18 protein-coding genes are annotated in these 17,127 nt (G+C 58.6%); 10 read left to right on the forward strand and 8 right to left on the reverse strand.

Translation table 11 applies throughout. From position 1 onward, the window contains the following. Positions 1–250 precede the first annotated feature (250 nt). The 4 genes from HU730_RS01425 to HU730_RS01440 all read left to right on the forward strand — a co-directional run bounded on the left by HU730_RS01425 (position 251) and on the right by HU730_RS01440 (position 5,369). Entirely contained in the window at positions 251–799 is a 549-nt protein-coding gene (locus HU730_RS01425) for a fimbrial protein (protein ID WP_003190448.1), read from the forward strand. A 71-nt stretch (positions 800–870) separates the two neighbouring features. Continuing rightward, the gene (locus HU730_RS01430) at positions 871–1,617 is read left to right on the forward strand and encodes a fimbria/pilus periplasmic chaperone (RefSeq protein WP_054895706.1); all 747 of its coding nucleotides are present in this window, start codon (positions 871–873) and stop codon (positions 1,615–1,617) included. Positions 1,618–1,650: 33 nt separating this feature from the next. Then, positions 1,651–4,248: a fimbria/pilus outer membrane usher protein gene (locus HU730_RS01435; protein WP_044273270.1), complete on the forward strand. Its 2,598-nt coding sequence runs from the start codon at positions 1,651–1,653 to the stop codon at positions 4,246–4,248. Between the two features lie 2 nt (positions 4,249–4,250). Next, positions 4,251–5,369 (forward strand): fimbrial protein, encoded by a 1,119-nt coding sequence (locus HU730_RS01440; RefSeq protein ID WP_229999502.1) that lies wholly within the window; start codon positions 4,251–4,253, stop codon positions 5,367–5,369. A gap of 68 nt (positions 5,370–5,437) precedes the next feature. Here the strand turns inward: HU730_RS01440 and HU730_RS01445 are convergent, their stop codons facing one another. Continuing rightward, the gene (locus tag HU730_RS01445) at positions 5,438–5,620 is read right to left on the reverse strand and encodes a general stress protein (protein ID WP_003190457.1); all 183 of its coding nucleotides are present in this window, start codon (positions 5,618–5,620) and stop codon (positions 5,438–5,440) included. Between the two features lie 320 nt (positions 5,621–5,940). Between HU730_RS01445 and HU730_RS01450 the strand changes: the two genes are divergently transcribed. The 4 genes from HU730_RS01450 to HU730_RS01465 all read left to right on the forward strand — a co-directional run bounded on the left by HU730_RS01450 (position 5,941) and on the right by HU730_RS01465 (position 9,479). Continuing rightward, a complete protein-coding gene (locus HU730_RS01450; protein WP_034127100.1) occupies positions 5,941–6,171 on the forward strand; it encodes a hypothetical protein in 231 nt (76 codons plus the stop codon). Positions 6,172–6,336: 165 nt separating this feature from the next. Further along, positions 6,337–7,221, forward strand: a complete 885-nt coding sequence (locus HU730_RS01455) for a manganese catalase family protein (RefSeq protein WP_014718025.1) — start codon at positions 6,337–6,339, stop codon at positions 7,219–7,221. Positions 7,222–7,284: 63 nt separating this feature from the next. Beyond that, on the forward strand, positions 7,285–7,794 hold the full coding sequence (locus tag HU730_RS01460) for a DUF892 family protein (RefSeq protein ID WP_019821478.1): 510 nt from the start codon (positions 7,285–7,287) through the stop codon (positions 7,792–7,794). Positions 7,795–7,901: 107 nt separating this feature from the next. Next, positions 7,902–9,479, forward strand: a complete 1,578-nt coding sequence (locus tag HU730_RS01465; protein WP_186527288.1) for a histidine kinase famiy protein — start codon at positions 7,902–7,904, stop codon at positions 9,477–9,479. A gap of 214 nt (positions 9,480–9,693) precedes the next feature. Here HU730_RS01465 and cyoE read toward each other — a convergent pair whose 3' ends face one another. The 5 genes from cyoE to cyoA are packed head-to-tail and all read right to left on the reverse strand — an operon-like array spanning position 9,694 to position 14,393. Then, positions 9,694–10,590, reverse strand: coding sequence for a heme o synthase (gene cyoE / locus HU730_RS01470; RefSeq protein ID WP_034127102.1), 897 nt, complete (start codon positions 10,588–10,590; stop codon positions 9,694–9,696). Continuing rightward, positions 10,548–10,886 (reverse strand): cytochrome o ubiquinol oxidase subunit IV, encoded by a 339-nt coding sequence (gene cyoD, locus HU730_RS01475; RefSeq protein WP_034127103.1) that lies wholly within the window; start codon positions 10,884–10,886, stop codon positions 10,548–10,550. Before cyoD ends, cyoE begins: the two co-directional genes overlap by 43 nt. A 1-nt stretch (position 10,887) precedes the next feature. Then, a complete protein-coding gene (locus tag HU730_RS01480) occupies positions 10,888–11,502 on the reverse strand; it encodes a cytochrome o ubiquinol oxidase subunit III (protein ID WP_034127104.1) in 615 nt (204 codons plus the stop codon). A 3-nt stretch (positions 11,503–11,505) separates the two neighbouring features. Next, the gene (gene cyoB, locus HU730_RS01485) at positions 11,506–13,479 is read right to left on the reverse strand and encodes a cytochrome o ubiquinol oxidase subunit I (RefSeq protein WP_089042642.1); all 1,974 of its coding nucleotides are present in this window, start codon (positions 13,477–13,479) and stop codon (positions 11,506–11,508) included. A gap of 2 nt (positions 13,480–13,481) precedes the next feature. Beyond that, the gene (gene cyoA / locus HU730_RS01490; protein WP_229999504.1) at positions 13,482–14,393 is read right to left on the reverse strand and encodes a ubiquinol oxidase subunit II; all 912 of its coding nucleotides are present in this window, start codon (positions 14,391–14,393) and stop codon (positions 13,482–13,484) included. Between the two features lie 409 nt (positions 14,394–14,802). Between cyoA and HU730_RS01495 the strand changes: the two genes are divergently transcribed. Beyond that, positions 14,803–15,117 carry a hypothetical protein gene (locus HU730_RS01495; RefSeq protein ID WP_019821486.1) on the forward strand — a complete coding sequence of 105 codons (315 nt, stop codon included), beginning with the start codon at positions 14,803–14,805 and terminating at the stop codon, positions 15,115–15,117. Positions 15,118–15,519: 402 nt separating this feature from the next. Next, positions 15,520–15,789, forward strand: a complete 270-nt coding sequence (locus HU730_RS01500; protein ID WP_003190473.1) for a DUF6555 family protein — start codon at positions 15,520–15,522, stop codon at positions 15,787–15,789. 476 nt (positions 15,790–16,265) lie between these two features. On the opposite strand, the gene HU730_RS01505 is transcribed toward HU730_RS01500, so the two are convergent. Both HU730_RS01505 and HU730_RS01510 read right to left on the reverse strand, forming a co-directional pair. Continuing rightward, positions 16,266–16,499: a DUF2934 domain-containing protein gene (locus HU730_RS01505; protein ID WP_181124145.1), complete on the reverse strand. Its 234-nt coding sequence runs from the start codon at positions 16,497–16,499 to the stop codon at positions 16,266–16,268. Between the two features lie 29 nt (positions 16,500–16,528). Then, positions 16,529–17,080 carry an ATP-dependent Clp protease proteolytic subunit gene (locus tag HU730_RS01510; protein ID WP_014718035.1) on the reverse strand — a complete coding sequence of 184 codons (552 nt, stop codon included), beginning with the start codon at positions 17,078–17,080 and terminating at the stop codon, positions 16,529–16,531. Between the last annotated feature and the right edge of the window lie 47 nt (positions 17,081–17,127).

Raw genomic sequence — 17,127 nt, forward strand, 5'->3', positions numbered from 1 at the left:
TTTAGGACCACTCCTATAGACGCTTTGTCTGTTGGCTTATTAAAGCCAGCCCACTATGGTGGGGGGCTTTGTTTGTTGCTTTTAATCGCCTGTTTATAAGGTAATTTGCCCGGGTTATTTGTTTTTCAGAGCACTCCTATTTTGAAAATTAAGTGCGCTGCTTACACTTCACTTCGCAACAACGCAGAAGTATTTCCCGTCCAGGGAACTTCAAAACTTAATCAAGTCTATCGTGCTCTCGGAGTTACTCATGAATTACAAAGCTCGCGCCCTCGCTGTACTGGTCGCTGCCACCGTCTCTTCTGCTGCCATGGCTTCGGACGGCAAAATTGATTTCAACGGTGAGCTGAAAGCCGAAACCTGCCAAGTGGCCGTCAATGGTGCAGCAGCTTCCGGCGCGACCACCGTCACCTTGCCAACCATCTCCACCGCTTCCTTGGCTTCCGCCGGGCAAGTAGCTGGCCAGACCGGTTTCAACATCGAACTGAGCAAGTGCTCTGCTGCGATCAAAACCGCGGCGGCGTTCTTTGAGTCGGGCGGTGGTGTTGATCCGGCCAGCGGTAATGTGAAGAACATCAGCGGTTCAGCCACCAAGGTTCAACTGCAGTTGGTGGATGCCACCAATGGCAACGCGATCAAGGCCGGCAACACGTCTCAGGTTACCTCCACCAGCCGCGTAACTGTTGACCCAACTGCCCTGACCGCTGTGCTGCCGTACGCCGTTCAGTACTACGCCCAGTCGGCTACCACGCCGGGCACCGTTGTGGGCTCCGTGACTTACTCCATCAATTATCAGTAAGTCGCAGGCTTTGGACACACGCCCTGCTCGGTATTGAAGGGCGTGCATCCAGACGGTAAAGGGATTGCTCTATGTCGTGCACACGTGCATTCAAACCACTGCTGCTGATCGGCCTGGCCACACTGATGTGTTCCCATGCATTCGCTGCAGTGGTGATTACCGGTACGCGCCTGGTCTATCCGGCGGACCAGAAAGAAATCACCGTAAAACTGAACAATAACGGCACGTTGCCCGCACTGGTCCAATCATGGATCGACACCGGCAGCGTCGAATCGACACCCACCAGCTCCAAGGCGCCGTTCCTATTGTCGCCCCCGGTGGCGCGCATTGACCCGACCAAGGGCCAAAGCTTGCGAGTGCTCTTTACCGGCGCGCCTTTGGCGCAGGACAAAGAGTCGGTGTTCTGGCTCAACGTTCTCGAAATCCCGCCCAAACCCGAGGCGGGTGCAGACCTTAATACGCTGCAAATGGCTTTCCGTTCGCGCATCAAGCTGTTCTATCGCCCGGTCGGCTTGCCTGGAAATCCCAATGAGGCGGTTGAGCAGGTGCAGTGGCAATTGGTTACGGCACGCGATGGCCAAGGCCTGGCGCTGAAGGCGTACAACCCGTCGGCGTTCCACGTCTCGCTGATCGAGTTGGACCTGGTGGCGGGTAACCAACGCTATCGCAGTGAGGACGGCATGGTCGGCCCTGGAGAAACCCGGCAGTTCGCGCTGCCCACGCTCAAGGCCAGGCCGTCGAGCCAGGCCCAGGTGGAATTCAGCGCCATCAACGATTACGGCGCGTTGGTCCCGACCCACAACACGCTGCAGCCCTGATCCATTCCTGACGTTTTTACCCGCGAGTCATCTATGTCGACCTTTTCTTGCTCCAGGCTTTTTCTGCGGGCGCGGCCTCGCTTCGCCTTGAATCCGCTCACTGCCCTGATCCTCAAGGCATTGGCCATTGCTCCAGGCGTGTGGGGCATGCAAGGCGCACTGGCGCAAGAAGTGCAGTTTAATGACGCCTTCCTGCCCGAAGACTCGCGCAATCTTGACCTGAGTGCCTACCAGGCCGGCAACCCGGTGATGCCAGGCCAATACCGAGCCGACATCATCCTCAACGGGCAACTGAACAACCGGCAGGATATTCGCATTGACGCCCAGGCCGACGGCAGCAAGCCGGTGGTGTGTATGAACCGTGGCTTGCTTGAGCGCCAGGGTGTGCAAATGGCCAGCCTTACGCCCGAGGCCAGCACGATGCTCGACAGTCAGGCGTGCCCGGCAGTGGGGCAGGTAATCCCTGGCGCTACCGCGAACTTCTCCCCAGAGAACCAGGCGCTGGACTTGAGCATTCCCCAGGTGGCGCTCAAGCGTAATGCGCGGGGTTACGTCAGCCCGCAGTTGTGGGACCGTGGCGTGACGGCCGCCATGCTCAGCTACAACTTCAACGCCAATCGTAACCGCACCCGCAGTGGCAACTCCGATTCGGCGTTCATGGGCCTCAACGCGGGCCTGAACCTGGGGGACTGGCGCCTGCGCCACAACGCGTCCATGAGCTGGCAGTCACGTTTGGGCAGCCGGTACCAGGCTCTGGACACATACGCCCAGCGTGATATCACCGCGTTGAAAAGCCAACTGACGGTGGGTGAGTCCAACACCACCGGCGAGATCTTCGACACCTTGTCCTACCGCGGTGTGCAACTGTCCACTGACGACCGCATGCTGCCCGATTCGATGCGCGGGTATGCGCCGGTCATCCGGGGTATTGCCCGCACCAATGCGCGGGTAACCATTCGCCAGGCCGGCAATATCTTGCTGGAAACCACCGTGGCGCCCGGCGCGTTCGTGATCGATGACCTGTACTCCACCGGCTATGGTGGCGACCTCAGCGTGAGCGTGGCCGAAGCCGACGGCACTGAGCAGAACTTTATCGTGCCCTACGCCTCGGTCAGCCAGTTGCTGCGCCCCGGCACCTCGCGGTTCAGCCTCACTGCGGGTGAAACCCGCAACAACTTCGTCGACGATCAGGCGCGCCTGCTGCAAGGGACTGTGCAGTACGGCTTGAACAATACCTTCACCGGTTTTGCCGGTCTGCAATCGAGCGATGACTACACGGCGGTGCTCACCGGCCTGGCGTTCGGCACACCCATCGGTGCGATGGCCGTGGACATCACGCACGCCCAGACCGACCTGGCCGGCGGCGCTGCCAAGGGCCAGAGCATGCGGGTGTCGTACAGCAAGAATGTGCTCAGTACCGGCAGTAACTTCTCGCTGGCAGCCTATCGGTTTTCCACTCAGGACTACCTGGATTTCAGCAACGCCATCCAACTGCTGGATGCCGAGAAAAATGGCTGGGATTCGAGCATGTTCGGTCGCCCGCGCAGCCGTTTTTCGGTGACCGCCGACCAGAACCTTGGGGCTTGGGGGCAAGTCTCCATCAGCGGTTACGCGCAAAACTACTGGAATCAGCCGGGCAGTGATGTGCAGTACCAGTTCAGCTACAGCAAGCAGTTCAACCGCGTCAGCTTCAGTGTGAATGCCAACCGCAGCCGCATGGGGCTGGGCGACATGGAGAACAGCTTTTTGCTGACCATGAGCATGCCCCTGGATTTCGGCGCGTCGGGTAACACTCCGCAAATAACCGCGCAGGTGGGCCGCGATACCCAAGGCAATTACAGTGAGCAGGCCGGTATCAGCGGCACCGCCGGCCAAGACCGTCAATATGGCTATAGCGCCAATTTCGGCCATGACGGCGCCAACCACAGCAAGAGCGCCGCGCTTAACGGTCAGTACACGGGTGGGCGAGCCATGCTCAGTGCGGCACTGGGGCGTGGCGATGGCTATACCAGCGCCTCGATGGGCGCCAGCGGCACCGTGGTGGCCCATGCAGAGGGCGTGACCATGACGCCGTACCGCGGCGAAACCATGGCGGTGGTCAGTGCGCCGGGTGCCGCGGGCGCCAAGGTTTCGGGGTACCCCGGCCTGACGCTCGACAGTCGTGGCAATGCCGTGGTGCCGTACCTGCGGCCTTATGAGCTGAACGAGGTGGCCATCGACCCGATTGGCAGTTCGCTGGATGTCGAACTCAACGAGACCAGCCAACAAGTCGCCCCACGCGCTGGCGCCGTGGTGCATCTTAAATACACCACTAATCAGGGCCGTGCGGTGCTGCTCAATGTGCGCCTGGACGATGGCAGCAGCTTGCCATTTGGCGCAGGCGTGACCGACGGCGAAGGCGCCTCGGTGGGGATGGTCGGGCAGGGCGGTCTGCTCTATGCCCGGATCAAGCCAGAAACCCGCCAGTTGTTGATCAACTGGGGCAGCAAGACCCATCAACAGTGTGCCCTGATGATTCCTCCCGGCCCCGGCGAGGGCCAGCAATTGCAGCAGGTGGACGCTATTTGCGCCGCCGGCAAACAGGTCGCGGGCAGCACGCCGCCCAACAACATGCAAAAGGTACCGTTATGAACATGGGCGCTTTGATCAAACCCAGCCTAGCGCTGGCGGCACTTTGGGCGATGGCCGATACGGCCATGGCAGTGACCTGTACATATAACAACGGTATCCAGGCCGCAGTGGGCAACATGCCATTGCAGGTCTCGGCGATTACCGTCGGACGTGATGTGCCGGTGGGCGCCGAAGTCTATCGACAGCGCTTCAGCATGGCCTTGGGCCAGGCACCCGAGCTGGACTGCCGGTTTGCTCCGTTTCAACAGTGGACCGAGTTGACGGTCGAGGCGACTTCTGGCTTAGCCAATTGGTCCAGCGGCCCCTATGCCAACAAGGTCTACAGAACCCGAATTCCAGGGCTGGGGGTGGTTATCAATAGTCTCGGCGGCGTGCTGCCCAGGCAAACCAACAAATCCTGGACTGCCTGCACATCGGGCTCTCGCTGCCTGATTCCGTTTGATGGACCTTCGAACTTCGAATTGATACTGATCAAACTAGGGGAAGTAACGCCAGGTGTATTGGCGGGCAGCTCATTGCCGGTCGTGAGCCTGTTTGGCAACTTCGGCGATGCCAGGATGCAGGGTTTCAGGATGGGCATCTCCGGCAGTATCCAGATTGTCTCGCGCACCTGCAGTACGCCGGATGTTTCAGTGCCGATGGGGACGCACTTGACCAATAAGTTCACCGGGCTTAACAGCGCCACAGGGTGGACAGATTTTTCCATCAACTTGAATGATTGCCCGGCGTTCCATGGCACCTATTCCACCACCGGACCTGGCTGGCTTTCGCAAAGTGGTAATTCACCCACCGGCGTTGGCTCCGGCGGAACCCTAGCGGGTAACACCCTGCAATTTCGCATCGACTCCTCGCGCCCGGCGATCAATGCCAGTACGGGCGTGCTGAGCATTGATCCCACAGGCACAGGTAATTCGCCTGCCGCAAGCGGAGTCGGCATCCAAGTAGCGACACTAGACAGTACCCCGGTACCCCTGGGGATGAATCGGGCCAGCGGTATTAACCCACTGTCCTTCGAGTCCAGCTACAACATCCGCTTGCGTGCCCGTTATCTGCAAACCGCCAACCGAGTCACGCCAGGCCCGGCCAATGCGTCGGCGACGTTTACGATTATTTATCAGTGATGAATATGTCACTTATGTTCTGTGCGTTTGGTTTGAAGGGGCAGCCAGGCTGCCCCTCCCACCGTTACTCAAGAACCCGACTTCCGACCGCCGCCATGGCTGTGCTGCCCACCTTTACGGCCGGCTTCCGAGGCTTTTTCACGGTCGTTGGCGAAGTTCCCGCCCGACGCCTGGCCGCCTTTTTTACCGGCTTCGGAGGCTTTTTCGCGATCATTGGCAAAGTTGCCCGGGTTTTTATTACCTGTAGTCATGATAGTTCTCCAGTCGCTAAGTTTGCGTTTCGTTAGTTGGCCGTTTCGCAACGGACACTTATTCCGATATTGGATTTTTGAAAAATGTTTTACCGATTTTTCTAACCGGCGACGAACGGTAATTTCGCTGAAAAAGTTATACAGAAACTTGGTTGATGCGCCGCTTCGTATAACTTTTATTGCCGGCCAGCGCTTTGATATTAATCAGATCGAAACTGCTGGTTTAGTTAACGGTCCTGCCATTCGTCTTTTTCGTCGCACTCCAAAAAAGGGTGTGGTTCCAACGAGGTTCCTAACCTGTGAACGGGAGCTTTTCAGCCATGAAACACAACCCATCCAACCCACAGTACCGGCCGCTCGAGCATCCAGACGCACCCAATGAAGACGGTTGCGTCATCGGCACTGCCGGGCGCGACGAAGACCCCAACGCGACCACCGATTGGGACCACCCCGACAGCGCCGCAACACCCGCTGACGCCAGCATCAAACCCGCCAGCGGTACGCCCGGCATCGACGCCGTGCCCGAGTCGGAAAACCACGGCGCCGATTGAGAGAACTGCCCTACAAGTGCCGTTTCGCTTGGCCTGCAGCGCATTACCGCTGGTCGTGAGGCGTCGGTTTATTTTGAAATTTTCCACGCGCAGGCCACTTCCCATGCAAGGTAGGCGCGCATTCCAGCAGGGCGCCTTTTTCCGTAAGCCTGAGGAGATTTGTTCATGTTTCTACATAACAAGCGACTTCAATACACCGTCCGCGTCGCCGAGCCCAATCCGGGCCTGGCCAACCTTTTGCTCGAGCAGTTTGGCGGCGCCCAAGGTGAGTTGGCCGCCGCGTCCCGTTACTTCACCCAAGCCTTGGCGGAAGACGACCCGGGGCGCAAAGATTTGCTGATGGACATCGCCACCGAAGAACTCAGCCATCTGGAGATCGTCGGCTCCATCATCGTCATGCTCAACAAGGGCGCCAAGGGGCGAATGGCCGAAGGCGTGGAAGAGGAGGGCGAGTTGTATCGTGCCCTCAATGGCGCCGGCAATGACTCGCATATCACCAGCCTGCTGTACGGGGCGGGTTCGCCTTTGACCAACTCTGCCGGCGTGCCGTGGACCGCCGCCTACATCGACACTATTGGTGAACCCACCGCAGACATGCGCTCGAATATCGCCGCCGAAGCCCGGGCCAAAATTGTCTATGAGCGGTTGATGAACGTCACCGATGACCCGGGTGTAAAAGATGCGCTGGGGTTTTTGATGACGCGGGAAATCGCTCACCAGATATCCTTCGAAAAAGCGCTGCATGCGATCCAGCCGAATTTTCCCCAGGGCAAGTTGCCGGGCAAACCGGAGTTCACCCAGGTGTATTTCAACATGTCCCAAGGCGCGGAGAACCTGCGCGGGCCCTGGAACCAGGGTGACGGTTGGGAGTTCGTGGAAAACCCACAACCGGCGGTCGATGGCGGTGACGGCACCGCCAGCGTGCAGTTGGACGCCGACGATGAAGCGGTGCTGAGCGCGATGAAAATCCGCACGCTCTCGGACCCCACCAGCGACCCCACCACCGGCGCTGACCTGGGGGCGGGCCTCAAGCCCAAGCCCGACCTTTGATTGAGGACAGCCGCACGCTGAAGGGCGTGCGGTGCTTTCGACTTTCTTGACGAGGACAACGACATGGCAACCCCACAGGAAAACCTGCTCGACTGGCTACGTGATGCCCATGCGATGGAGCAACAGGCCGAGAAAATGCTCAAGGCACAGTCCGAGCGCCTGGAGAATTACCCCCAACTCAAGGCGCGAATCGACGAGCACATTGAGGAAACCCTTGGGCAGCAGCAACTGATTGACGAATGCCTGACGCGTTTGGGAGGCAGTGCCTCGACCCTTAAAGACGTGGGCGGCAAGCTGATGGCTTTCGGTCAGGCGGTCGGTGGCTCGCTGATGAGTGACGAGGTGATCAAGGGCGCGATGGCCGGCTACGTGTTTGAAAATATGGAAGTGGCCAGCTACACGGTGCTCATCGCGGCCGCGAAGGCAGCGGGCGACGCCGAGACACAAGCGGCGTGCGAAAAGATTCTACCCCAGGAAGTCGCCATGGCTCAGTGGTTGCTCGAGCACTTGCCAGAGCTTACGCAAGCGTTTTTGCAACGCTCTGAGGCGCCTGACACACAAGCCAAGCGTTAATGACACGTGCGGTGCCCTTGGGGGCGCCGCGTCCGCTCGGCACAAGATGGCACTGCGCAGCGTTTTCACGGTCCATGGAACACGTACCACGTATCTGGAGGTGAACCTTGGCGACAAAGAAGAAGCCTGTGGTCGACGGTATGGAATTGGCAATGCTGTCTGCCAGCCGCAAAGACCTGTTCTTTGCGGCCATGCAAGCCAGCCACAGCGCAATGATCGTGACCGACCCCGCGGGGCCTGATAACCCGATCATCTTTGCCAACCAGGCGTTCCTGACCCTGACAGGCTTTGAACTGGACGAAGTGATCGGACGTAATTGCAGGTTCCTGCAGGGGCCTCAAACCGACAAAAACGCGCTGCACCAGGTGCAGCGCGCGGTTGAGCAGCACCATGAGGCCTGTGTCGAGGTGCTCAACTACCGCAAGGATGGCTCGACCTTCTGGAACGAGCTGTTCATTTCGCCGTTGTTCAACGAACGTGGGCAACTGGTGTATTTTTTCGCATCGCAGCTGGACGTGAGCCGGCGTCACGATGCCGAACAGCGCGTGCGTCGCGCACAAGACCTGGAAGCGCTGGGGCAACTGACCGGTGGCATTGCCCATGACTTCAATAACCTGCTGCAAGTGATGATGGGTTATCTCGACTTGATCCAGCAGAGCGCCAAGCGCCCCGGTAGCGATCCGCAGCGCATCGTCAACAGTGCCAGCCGTGCCAGGGGCGCGGCGGAAAAAGCTCAGACCCTGACCCAGCAGTTGCTGGCGTTTTCGCGCAAGCAACGGCTCGACAGTCGGGTGATCAACTTGAACAGCTTGCTCAGCCGCCCCGAATTCATGGCACGTGCGCTGCAGGGCGTCGAGTTGCATGTAGAACTTGCCGAAGATCTGTGGAACTGCCGCATCGACCCTGTCCAGGCGGAGCTGGCAGTGCAGCACCTGTTATCCAATGCCCAGGATGCTTTGCGCGGGCGTGCGGACCCAGCGGTAACCGTCCAGACCTGCAACGTCCAGGTAACGGGCGATGTCGGTGCCGAGCGTGATGGGTTGACCGAGGGCTGTTACGTGAGTATTTCGGTCTCGGATAACGGCAACGGCATCGACGCAGGTATTCAGGACAAAGTCATGCAGCCGTTCTTCACCACCAAGGAAGAAGGCCAGGGCTCGGGCCTGGGGTTGTCGATGGTGTATGGCTTCGTCAAGCAATCGGGCGGCACGGCGCGGATTCATTCAGACCCGGGCATCGGTACGACGATTCGCTTGTACTTTCCTGCAGATGACAGCCAGCTGTGGGTCGAGCAGACCCCCACAGCCATCTCACCGCAAGGTAACGAACGCATCCTGATCGTGGAGGACCGGCCCGAGGTGGCCGAGTTGGCGCAGGTCATTCTGTCTGACTACGGTTACCACACGGACATCGCCCTCAATGCAGCCGAGGCGTTGGGCATGCTCAAGCAGGCGACGTATGACCTGGTGTTCAGTGACTTGATCATGCCCGGCGTGATGAATGGCGCAGCGTTGGCGCGGGAGGTGTCGCGCTCGTATCCGCACATCAGGATCTTGCTGACCACCGGCTATGCGAAAGACGCGTTGGGCCGCGCGGAGATAGAGGTGCATGAGTTCGAGTTGATTCCCAAGCCGTATCAGCCTGCTGACCTTCCCCGGAAAATCCGTGCAGTGCTCGATGCCTGATCGAGCAGGCCACTGTGCCCCAAATGTGGGAGCGGGCTTGCCCCAATGCCAGTCAGTTAAGCGCAATCCCCTGTGGGAGCTGGCTTGCCTGCGATAGCGGCGGGTCAGTCAACATCAATGTTGGGTGGGCCGACGTCTTCGCGGGCAAGCCCGCTCCCACAGTTGATCTTCGTTGCTTTGAGCATTGCATCCCTCGAGGGCGCCGCCCACAAAGCTACCTCAGCACCGCCAGCGCCAGGTCAAGCGCCAGCACCAACACAATCGAAAACCCGAATATCCTGCGCGCCCAGCCGGTCGGGTCAGCGAGGCGTGTACCGCTGGCCGCGAGGGTTAGCCAATAACTCCCCAGCCCTAGCATCACCACAAAATACAACGCCGCCATCTGCGCCACCGCGCCTAGCACCAGGGCGCTGGCGAGGAAGGCCAGCATGTACGCCTGGATCTGCCGATGGGCTTGGGCCAGGCTCAACAGCGGCAGGCCTGCGGCGCGGAAATCCTCGCGGCGCATCACGTTGATGGCGTGTGAATGCGGCATCTGCCAACAACAGAACACCACAATCAGCAGCAACGCCGTAAGGTCAAACCGCCCGGTGACCGCGCAATAGCCGATCACCGGCGGCATCGCCCCGGAGACGCTGCCGATCAAGGTGGCCCAGTGGGAGCGTCGCTTGAGCCAGTAGGTGTAGACCCCCGCATAGATCACCAGCCCGACCATTGCCAGCCCACACGCCAGCGCATTGCTGCCGGCCCACAGCAAGCCAAAACCGCAGGTGCCCAGGACGATCCCATAGCCTGCGGCAGTGGACACGCTGATGGTGCGCAGTGCCAATGGCCGATGACAGGTGCGCACCATGCGCCGGTCGATGTCGCGGTCAATGCAGTTGTTGACGACACAGCCGCAACCGATCACCAGGGCCGTGCCGAGCAGTGTGGCAAGCCCGTGCGTCACCGAGGCCACATGCCCGCTGGCGGCGAGCAGGTAACCGCCCAGCACCGACGCCAGGTTACCGATAATAATGCCCGGCTTGGTTAGCTCGATAGCGGTATTGAACAGCCCCCGCCAGTGTTTCAGTGCGCCAGCATGTTGTGATGAATACTGTCCATGATCCATAACGAAAGCCCCACCAACAGAAGAATGATGACCGCCGAGAAAATCAGCGCAATCAGGTTCCAGCGTTGTTCTTCGGCCGTGTCCAGGTGCAGGAAGAACTTGAGGTGGACCACGATTTGTATCGCGCCCAACGCCACTACCAACCAGGCGGTGACGGTGCGCGGCAGTGACGGGAACATCACCAGGGCGAACGGAATCAGGGTGAGCAGTACTGACACCAGGAACCCGACCAGATAGGAGCGACTGCTGCCATGGCTGGTACCGGCACTGCTGTGAAGCGAGCTTTGCTTGTACATGTCACACCACCCCCAACAGATAGACCACGGTAAAGACGCAGATCCACACCACGTCCAAAAAGTGCCAGAACAGGCTCAGGCAACTGAGCCGGGTGGCGTTGGTGCTGGTCAGGCCGCGTTGCTTGACCTGGACCATCAGCACCGCCATCCAGATCAGCCCGGTCAACACGTGCGCGCCGTGGGTGCCCACGAGGGTGAAGAAGGCCGTCAGGAAGCCGCTGCGGTCCGGCCCGTAGCCTTCTTCGATCAGGTGGTGGAATTCGTTGATCTCCATGGCGATAAAGCCCGCGCCCAACACGAACGTGAGCCCCAGCCAGCGCAGCACATCGCGTTGCTTGCCGTGGTTCATGGCGAGCATGGCGTAGCCGTAGGTGATACTGCTCAACAGCAGCAGCATGGTTTCGGCCAGCACATAGGGCAGTTCGAAAATATCCATGCTCGACGGCCCGCCCGCCACGCTGTCGCGCAATACGGCGTAGCCGGCGAACAAGGTCGCGAACAGGATGCAGTCGGTCATCAGGTAGATCCAGAACCCGAACAGGCTCAGGGAACCGGCGTCTTCATGCCCCTGTTCGTGGGTATGGGCAATGTCTTTTTCCATAACGATATTGGACATGGGTCAAGCCTCCGCCAGGTCTTTGAGACGGGCCGTTTCGATGCGCGCGACTTCCTGGGCGGGCACGAAGTAATCGATGTCTTCGTCGTAGCTGCGCACCACGAACGCCACCACCGAGGCCACCAGGCCGAACGCCGCCAACCACCAGATGTGCCACACCAACGCAAAGCTGCAGACCAGCGCAAACAGGCTGATGACCAAGCCCGACGCGGTATTACGCGGCATATGGATGCTGCGATAGTCGGTGTGGCTCAGGGTGCTGACGCCGCGCTCCTTCATGCCCCAGTACGCGTCCAGGTCATTGACCTTGGGCTGCTCGGCGAAGTTGTACAGCGGCGGGGGAGACGCGGTGGCCCATTCCAGGGTGCGCCCGTCCCACGGATCGCCGGTGCGGTCGCGGTATTGATGACGGTTGCGGATGCTGACAAACAATTGCAAGGCTTGCGCCGCCACGCCGCAGAGGATGATTGCCACCCCCACCAGCTCCAGCAGCAGCCAGGGCCGCCACTCGGGGTTGTCGAAATGATTGAGACGGCGCGTCATGCCCATGAAACCCAGCACGTAGGAGGGCATGAACGCGAAATAAAAGCCCACCAGCCAGCACCAGAAGGCGATGCGGCCCAGCTTGTCGTTCAAGCGGAAACCGAACGCCTTGGGGAACCAATACGTCAGGCCGGCCATATAGCCGAACACCGCGCCACCGATGATCACGTTGTGAAAGTGCGCGATCAGGAACAGGCTGTTGTGCAGCAGGAAATCGGCCCCGGGCACCGCCAGCAGCACCCCGGTCATGCCGCCGATGCTGAAGGTCACGATAAAGCCCAGGGTCCACAGCATGGGCGTTTCGAAGCGCACGCGGCCGCGGTACATGGTGAACAACCAGGTGAAGATTTTTACGCCGGTCGGCACCGCGATGATCATCGTCATGATGCCGAAGAACGCGTTGACGTTGCCCCCCGCGCCCATGGTGAAAAAGTGATGCAGCCACACGATGAACGACAACACGGTGATCGCGATGGTCGCCCATACCAGCGACACGTAGCCGAACAGCCGCTTGCTGCTGAAGGTGGCGGCAATCTCGGAAAACACCCCGAACGCGGGCAGGATCAGGATGTACACCTCCGGATGCCCCCACGCCCAGATGAGGTTCACGTACATCATCGGGTTGCCGCCGGCCTCGTTGGTGAAAAAATGCATGCCCAGATAACGGTCCAGGGTCAGCATCAGCAGGGTGGCGGTGAGGATCGGGAATGCCGCCAGAATCAGCACCGAGGTGCACAGCGCGTTCCAGGTGAACACCGGCATCTTGAACAGCGTCATGCCTTCGGTGCGCATCTTCAGGATGGTGACGAAGAAATTCACCCCCGTGAGCAGCGTGCCGATGCCGGATATCTGCAATGACCAGATGTAGTAATCCACGCCGACGCCGGGGCTGTAGCCCAGCTCGGATAACGGCGGATACGCGACCCAGCCGGTGCGCGCGAACTCACCGACCCCCAGCGAAATATTCACCAGCGCCGCACCCACCACGAACAGCCAGAAACTCAGGGCGTTAAGAAACGGATAGGCCACATCGCGAGCGCCGATCTGCAACGGCACCACGATATTCATCAAGCCGACCACGAAGGGCATGGCCATGAAGAAGATCATGATCACACCGTGGGCGGTGAAGATCTGGTCGTAATGCTCCGGCGGCAGGTAACCCGGCCCGCCGCTGGCGGCCATGGCTTGTTGGGTGCGCATCATGATCGCATCAGAAAACCCGCGCAGCAGCATCACCAGGGCGACGATGATGTACATGCAACCGATCTTCTTGTGGTCCACCGAGGTGAACCACTCGCGCCACAAATAACCCCACTTGCGTTTCCAGGTGATCGAGCCCACCAGCGCCACCCCGATCAGGCCGACAACGGCCAGGGTGTACATCACAATGGGTTCAGTGGTTGGGATCGCATCCCACGACAGTTTTCCGAACATGGTTACCGCTCCTCAGCCAGCAGACTTGGGTGTTGATCGGTGCGTTGTGCAGCGTCGCTCAATGGCGAGCGCCGGGGTTTATTGGCCTTGTTCATGCCTTCGTATTTATCGACGATGTCCAGGAACAAGCGCTCCTGTACCGCCGAGTAATAGGTCACCGGGTGCTTGAGGGTCGGCTTGGCCAATTGCGCGTAAGTGCTGTGATCCAGAGAGGTGGCCGCGCCCTTGACCTTTGTCACCCAGGTTTGAAAGTCGGCAGTGCTCAGGGACAGCGTGGTGAAATGCATGTCGGAAAAACCGGGGCCGTTGTAGTTGGCGGCAATCCCTCTGAACTCACCGGTTTCGTTGGCGATCAGGTGCAACTTGGTCTGCATGCCGGCCATGGCGTAGATCTGCCCGCCGAGTGCGGGAATAAAGAACGAGGTCATGGCCGCGTCGGAGGTGACGGTGAAACTCACCGGCGTGTGCACCGGCAGGGCCAGTTCGTTGACGCTGGCGATGCCCAGGTCAGGGTAGATAAACAGCCACTTCCAGTCGGTGGCGACCACCTGCACATTGATCGGCGGGGTGTCTGATTCCAGCGGGCGATAGGGGTCGAGTGCGTGGGTGGTCTCCCAGGTCACCCACCCCAGGACGATGATGATCAGCAGGGGAACGCCCCATACCACCGCTTCGATTTTGTGTGAACTGGCCCAGCGGGGGGAGTAACGCGCTTTTTTATTGGTGGCGCGGTAGCGGTAGGCGAAGACAAACATCATCACAATCACCGGAACGACCACCAGCAGCATCAGGCCCGTAGCGAGAATAATCAGGTCGCGCTCATCGGTTGCTACTTGCCCCTTGGGGTTGAATACCACCAGGTTGCAACTGGTGAGTAAGAAGAGGCTGGTGATAGTGACCAGGCAATAACCCATCGCTCGTTTCATGCCTTGCTCCTGTATTGGAAACTTGCGTTTTGCTGTGCCGAATCTGTGCTCGCGCGTTAACTAAGCGAAGCGCTTGTTAACACCAGGAGCCATCAGGTGATAAACATTCGGCAATAAGCTGCCGTCAGTAGATAAAGTGCGTCTACTGTCCGGTTCTATTGGCTTTTTCTGCCGCTCTGCAGGGCGCATTTCGCCGCGCTCCCGAACATTTTGAATAGAGCCCGATGGGTTGGTTTAACAATTTGTTTCCTCGCCTGACGAACGGTTTAACAGGCGAAACGGTAAAGGGTTTTTATCGGTGCATGATGGAGGTGGCCTTGCAGAAAGTCTGAATTCTGGTTAGGGATTTCAGTCGTTAGTTGATGGCCAACCCCACTAACGGTTTTGGAGAAGCGCTATGTTTATACGTGGCAACACCTATAAAGCCTGGGTCTCAAAAGCACTGAAAGAAAAATGCTTCACCCGGGAAGTCGAAAACGGCTGCCATATCGAAGTCAGGGCCCGAGAGCGGGACGATGCTGATATTGAAGTGCTGCTCTGTGTTTATACCGCGACGGGACAATGTGTGGTTGAACGCATCAAGCAGTTGCCGGGTGCCGAATGGACGGTGAATGACGCGCTCAAACGCGGTATTGACCAGGCGGAACGGATTGCCGGAGGTGAGTCCGGCCGACTGCCCTGTGCTGACGCTCACGTGCACGACGACGATTGAGTGGCTCCGCGATCTTGAATGTAGGAGCTGGCTTGCCTGCGATGACGGCCTGACAGCCGACGAGGACTTTGGTCCGACAGGCAAGCTTGGACCTCGGTGCGTCAGTTAGACAAGCGTCGGCTGCCAGGCCGTCACGGGAGCAAGCTCCCTCGCCACAGGGTGTAGCGTCGCGGCAAAATAAAAAAGCCCGCACAGAGTGCGGGCAAGACAGGAGTTTTTACCAAGAGCCTGGAGTGAACAGACTCAGTATTAAGAAACAGAAGAAGCATGAACCGTTTTATTTTTTTAATGCGAGGCCGACGAACGGTAGTGCGACAGAAAGTGCGTGATCGTCGTCATTAAAAGATTAAAATTTCTGAACCTTCGTTCTGAGCAAATAACAAAAAATCAGAAGGAGAGGTTATGAAAAATTCTTTATATGTCATCGAGTACGAATACCACCACGAGCCTAAGTCTTTCATTATAAGAGCGGAGGTGATGAATAACGCAGAGGCGTGGCATTGGGCCTGTTGCGATGCTGGAATTGGCATTATTCCCAGGTCGCGTAATGAAAAGATCAAACGCATCAGTAAACCGCTGGCCGAGCGCTACGGTCTTGAGAATGTAAGATGGCGCCCGTCTGGGAGTATCCCGTTTATTGCAAAGCCCTATGTGCCGCCGCCACCCGAATGAATGTATTTTTAATGGACGGTGTCCATGCGGGTGGCGGTAGGGGCGAGGCGCGTGTTTACTGTTTTTTGCGTCGCTCCTGCAACATGCACAACTTTTGCACGCTGCGTTGAAGTGCCTCTTTCATAAGGTCGGCTGCATAGTGTTGCTTGCACGCTGGACAGAGCATGTCAGAGGCCGACGACACTAGAAAGTCGGGGTCATCCAGCGTCGATTCGTAGGGTTGTTTACATTGCAGGCAACTTCGGTTCGCTTGTAGATGGGTCACATCGATTCCTCCCTGAATGAACGGCCACTCTCGATTAAGAAGTGGGCGTTTTCAACTGCTAAACAGGAAGAATTCAAACGAGCGATTAGTTGATGTTTTAATGCCAGTATCGAGAGGCGGCGGGGAGGGGATGGCGCTTGGACGGCTGTCGATGTTTTAGAACCCTGGCAGGTTTATCGACAGGCGCGTCCTCACTCTCTGCTCTGTGGGTTCAGCAGTTGGGTTTTCTGCTGCGGGTTTTTTGCCCGGCGGCGGTCGCCTGGCGCTTTGATCGGTGCGGGTTGGGCGGGGTGACGCTACTTGCTATCGAGCCTGCCAGGCCGTCATTCGGCGGGGTTGTCAGCTCCTCCCTGGCTTGTAACCAGTGCACGAAATCCTGACCATCAGGCTTCCCTTGCTGTTCCCAAATGCGGTACGCGGTGAGTCGGATCGTTTCTTCGTCCATTGTGAGGCTCCCCTATTGAATAAAAGGTGCTAGGAGTGAATGAAGCTGCTCACGAAGTCCGCCTTGACCACGGGAAGTTCGATCCCATGGATCAAGCCGGCGGTCAGCGCTTGTTGCGGGTCGAGAATGCGTGGCGCGGCGATCAGGTACTTTTCGGTCTCCAGTTTTTCGACAGCATCGGCGGTGCGCTCGGCTACGATGCGTGCGTACAACTGCAAGTCGTAATCGAGGCTCATCGCATATTCGGACATGCGCGAGTGGTCAACCGCGCCTTGCACATGCCAGTGGAAGGGGTGGAACAGGAATTTACTGTGCTTGCAGGCGGTTCTGCGCTCACCGGCCAGGAAGATGATATTGCCCATCGATTCCACTGTGCCGAGGTTATGGGTATGCACCGGAATCGGCAGGGACAATAAAAAGTTGTACATCGTAAAGCCGTAGCTGCATTCACCACCCATGGTGGCGATATTCAGTACCAGGCCCTGGGCATCTTGTTGTACGGCCAACGAGGCTTTTTCAATCAGTTGGCTGCACGTAGAAGCGGTGACCGGTGCGGTGAAGTTGATAATGTGTAAAGGCATGGTGTCCCTCATCAATGAAAGCAGGGGAGCATGGCTCCCCTGCATCA

The organism is Pseudomonas sp. SWRI22 (genome assembly GCF_014268395.2).
Taxonomy (GTDB): Bacteria; Pseudomonadota; Gammaproteobacteria; order Pseudomonadales; family Pseudomonadaceae; genus Aquipseudomonas; species Aquipseudomonas paracarnis.

Bases quoted from the DNA above. Each gene is read 5' to 3' on its own strand.
- HU730_RS01425 (WP_003190448.1), top strand. From the start codon at position 251: ATGAATTACAAAGCTCGCGCCCTCGCTGTACTGGTCGCTGCCACCGTC.
- HU730_RS01430 (WP_054895706.1), top strand. From the start codon at position 871: ATGTCGTGCACACGTGCATTCAAACCACTGCTGCTGATCGGCCTGGCC.
- HU730_RS01435 (WP_044273270.1), top strand. From the start codon at position 1,651: ATGTCGACCTTTTCTTGCTCCAGGCTTTTTCTGCGGGCGCGGCCTCGC.
- HU730_RS01440 (WP_229999502.1), top strand. From the start codon at position 4,251: ATGGGCGCTTTGATCAAACCCAGCCTAGCGCTGGCGGCACTTTGGGCG.
- HU730_RS01445 (WP_003190457.1), bottom strand. From the start codon at position 5,620: ATGACTACAGGTAATAAAAACCCGGGCAACTTTGCCAATGATCGCGAA.
- HU730_RS01450 (WP_034127100.1), top strand. From the start codon at position 5,941: ATGAAACACAACCCATCCAACCCACAGTACCGGCCGCTCGAGCATCCA.
- HU730_RS01455 (WP_014718025.1), top strand. From the start codon at position 6,337: ATGTTTCTACATAACAAGCGACTTCAATACACCGTCCGCGTCGCCGAG.
- HU730_RS01460 (WP_019821478.1), top strand. From the start codon at position 7,285: ATGGCAACCCCACAGGAAAACCTGCTCGACTGGCTACGTGATGCCCAT.
- cyoE (WP_034127102.1), bottom strand. From the start codon at position 10,590: ATGGATCATGGACAGTATTCATCACAACATGCTGGCGCACTGAAACAC.
- cyoD (WP_034127103.1), bottom strand. From the start codon at position 10,886: ATGTACAAGCAAAGCTCGCTTCACAGCAGTGCCGGTACCAGCCATGGC.
- HU730_RS01480 (WP_034127104.1), bottom strand. From the start codon at position 11,502: ATGTCCAATATCGTTATGGAAAAAGACATTGCCCATACCCACGAACAG.
- cyoB (WP_089042642.1), bottom strand. From the start codon at position 13,479: ATGTTCGGAAAACTGTCGTGGGATGCGATCCCAACCACTGAACCCATT.
- cyoA (WP_229999504.1), bottom strand. From the start codon at position 14,393: ATGGGTTATTGCCTGGTCACTATCACCAGCCTCTTCTTACTCACCAGT.
- HU730_RS01495 (WP_019821486.1), top strand. From the start codon at position 14,803: ATGTTTATACGTGGCAACACCTATAAAGCCTGGGTCTCAAAAGCACTG.
- HU730_RS01500 (WP_003190473.1), top strand. From the start codon at position 15,520: ATGAAAAATTCTTTATATGTCATCGAGTACGAATACCACCACGAGCCT.
- HU730_RS01505 (WP_181124145.1), bottom strand. From the start codon at position 16,499: ATGGACGAAGAAACGATCCGACTCACCGCGTACCGCATTTGGGAACAG.
- HU730_RS01510 (WP_014718035.1), bottom strand. From the start codon at position 17,080: ATGCCTTTACACATTATCAACTTCACCGCACCGGTCACCGCTTCTACG.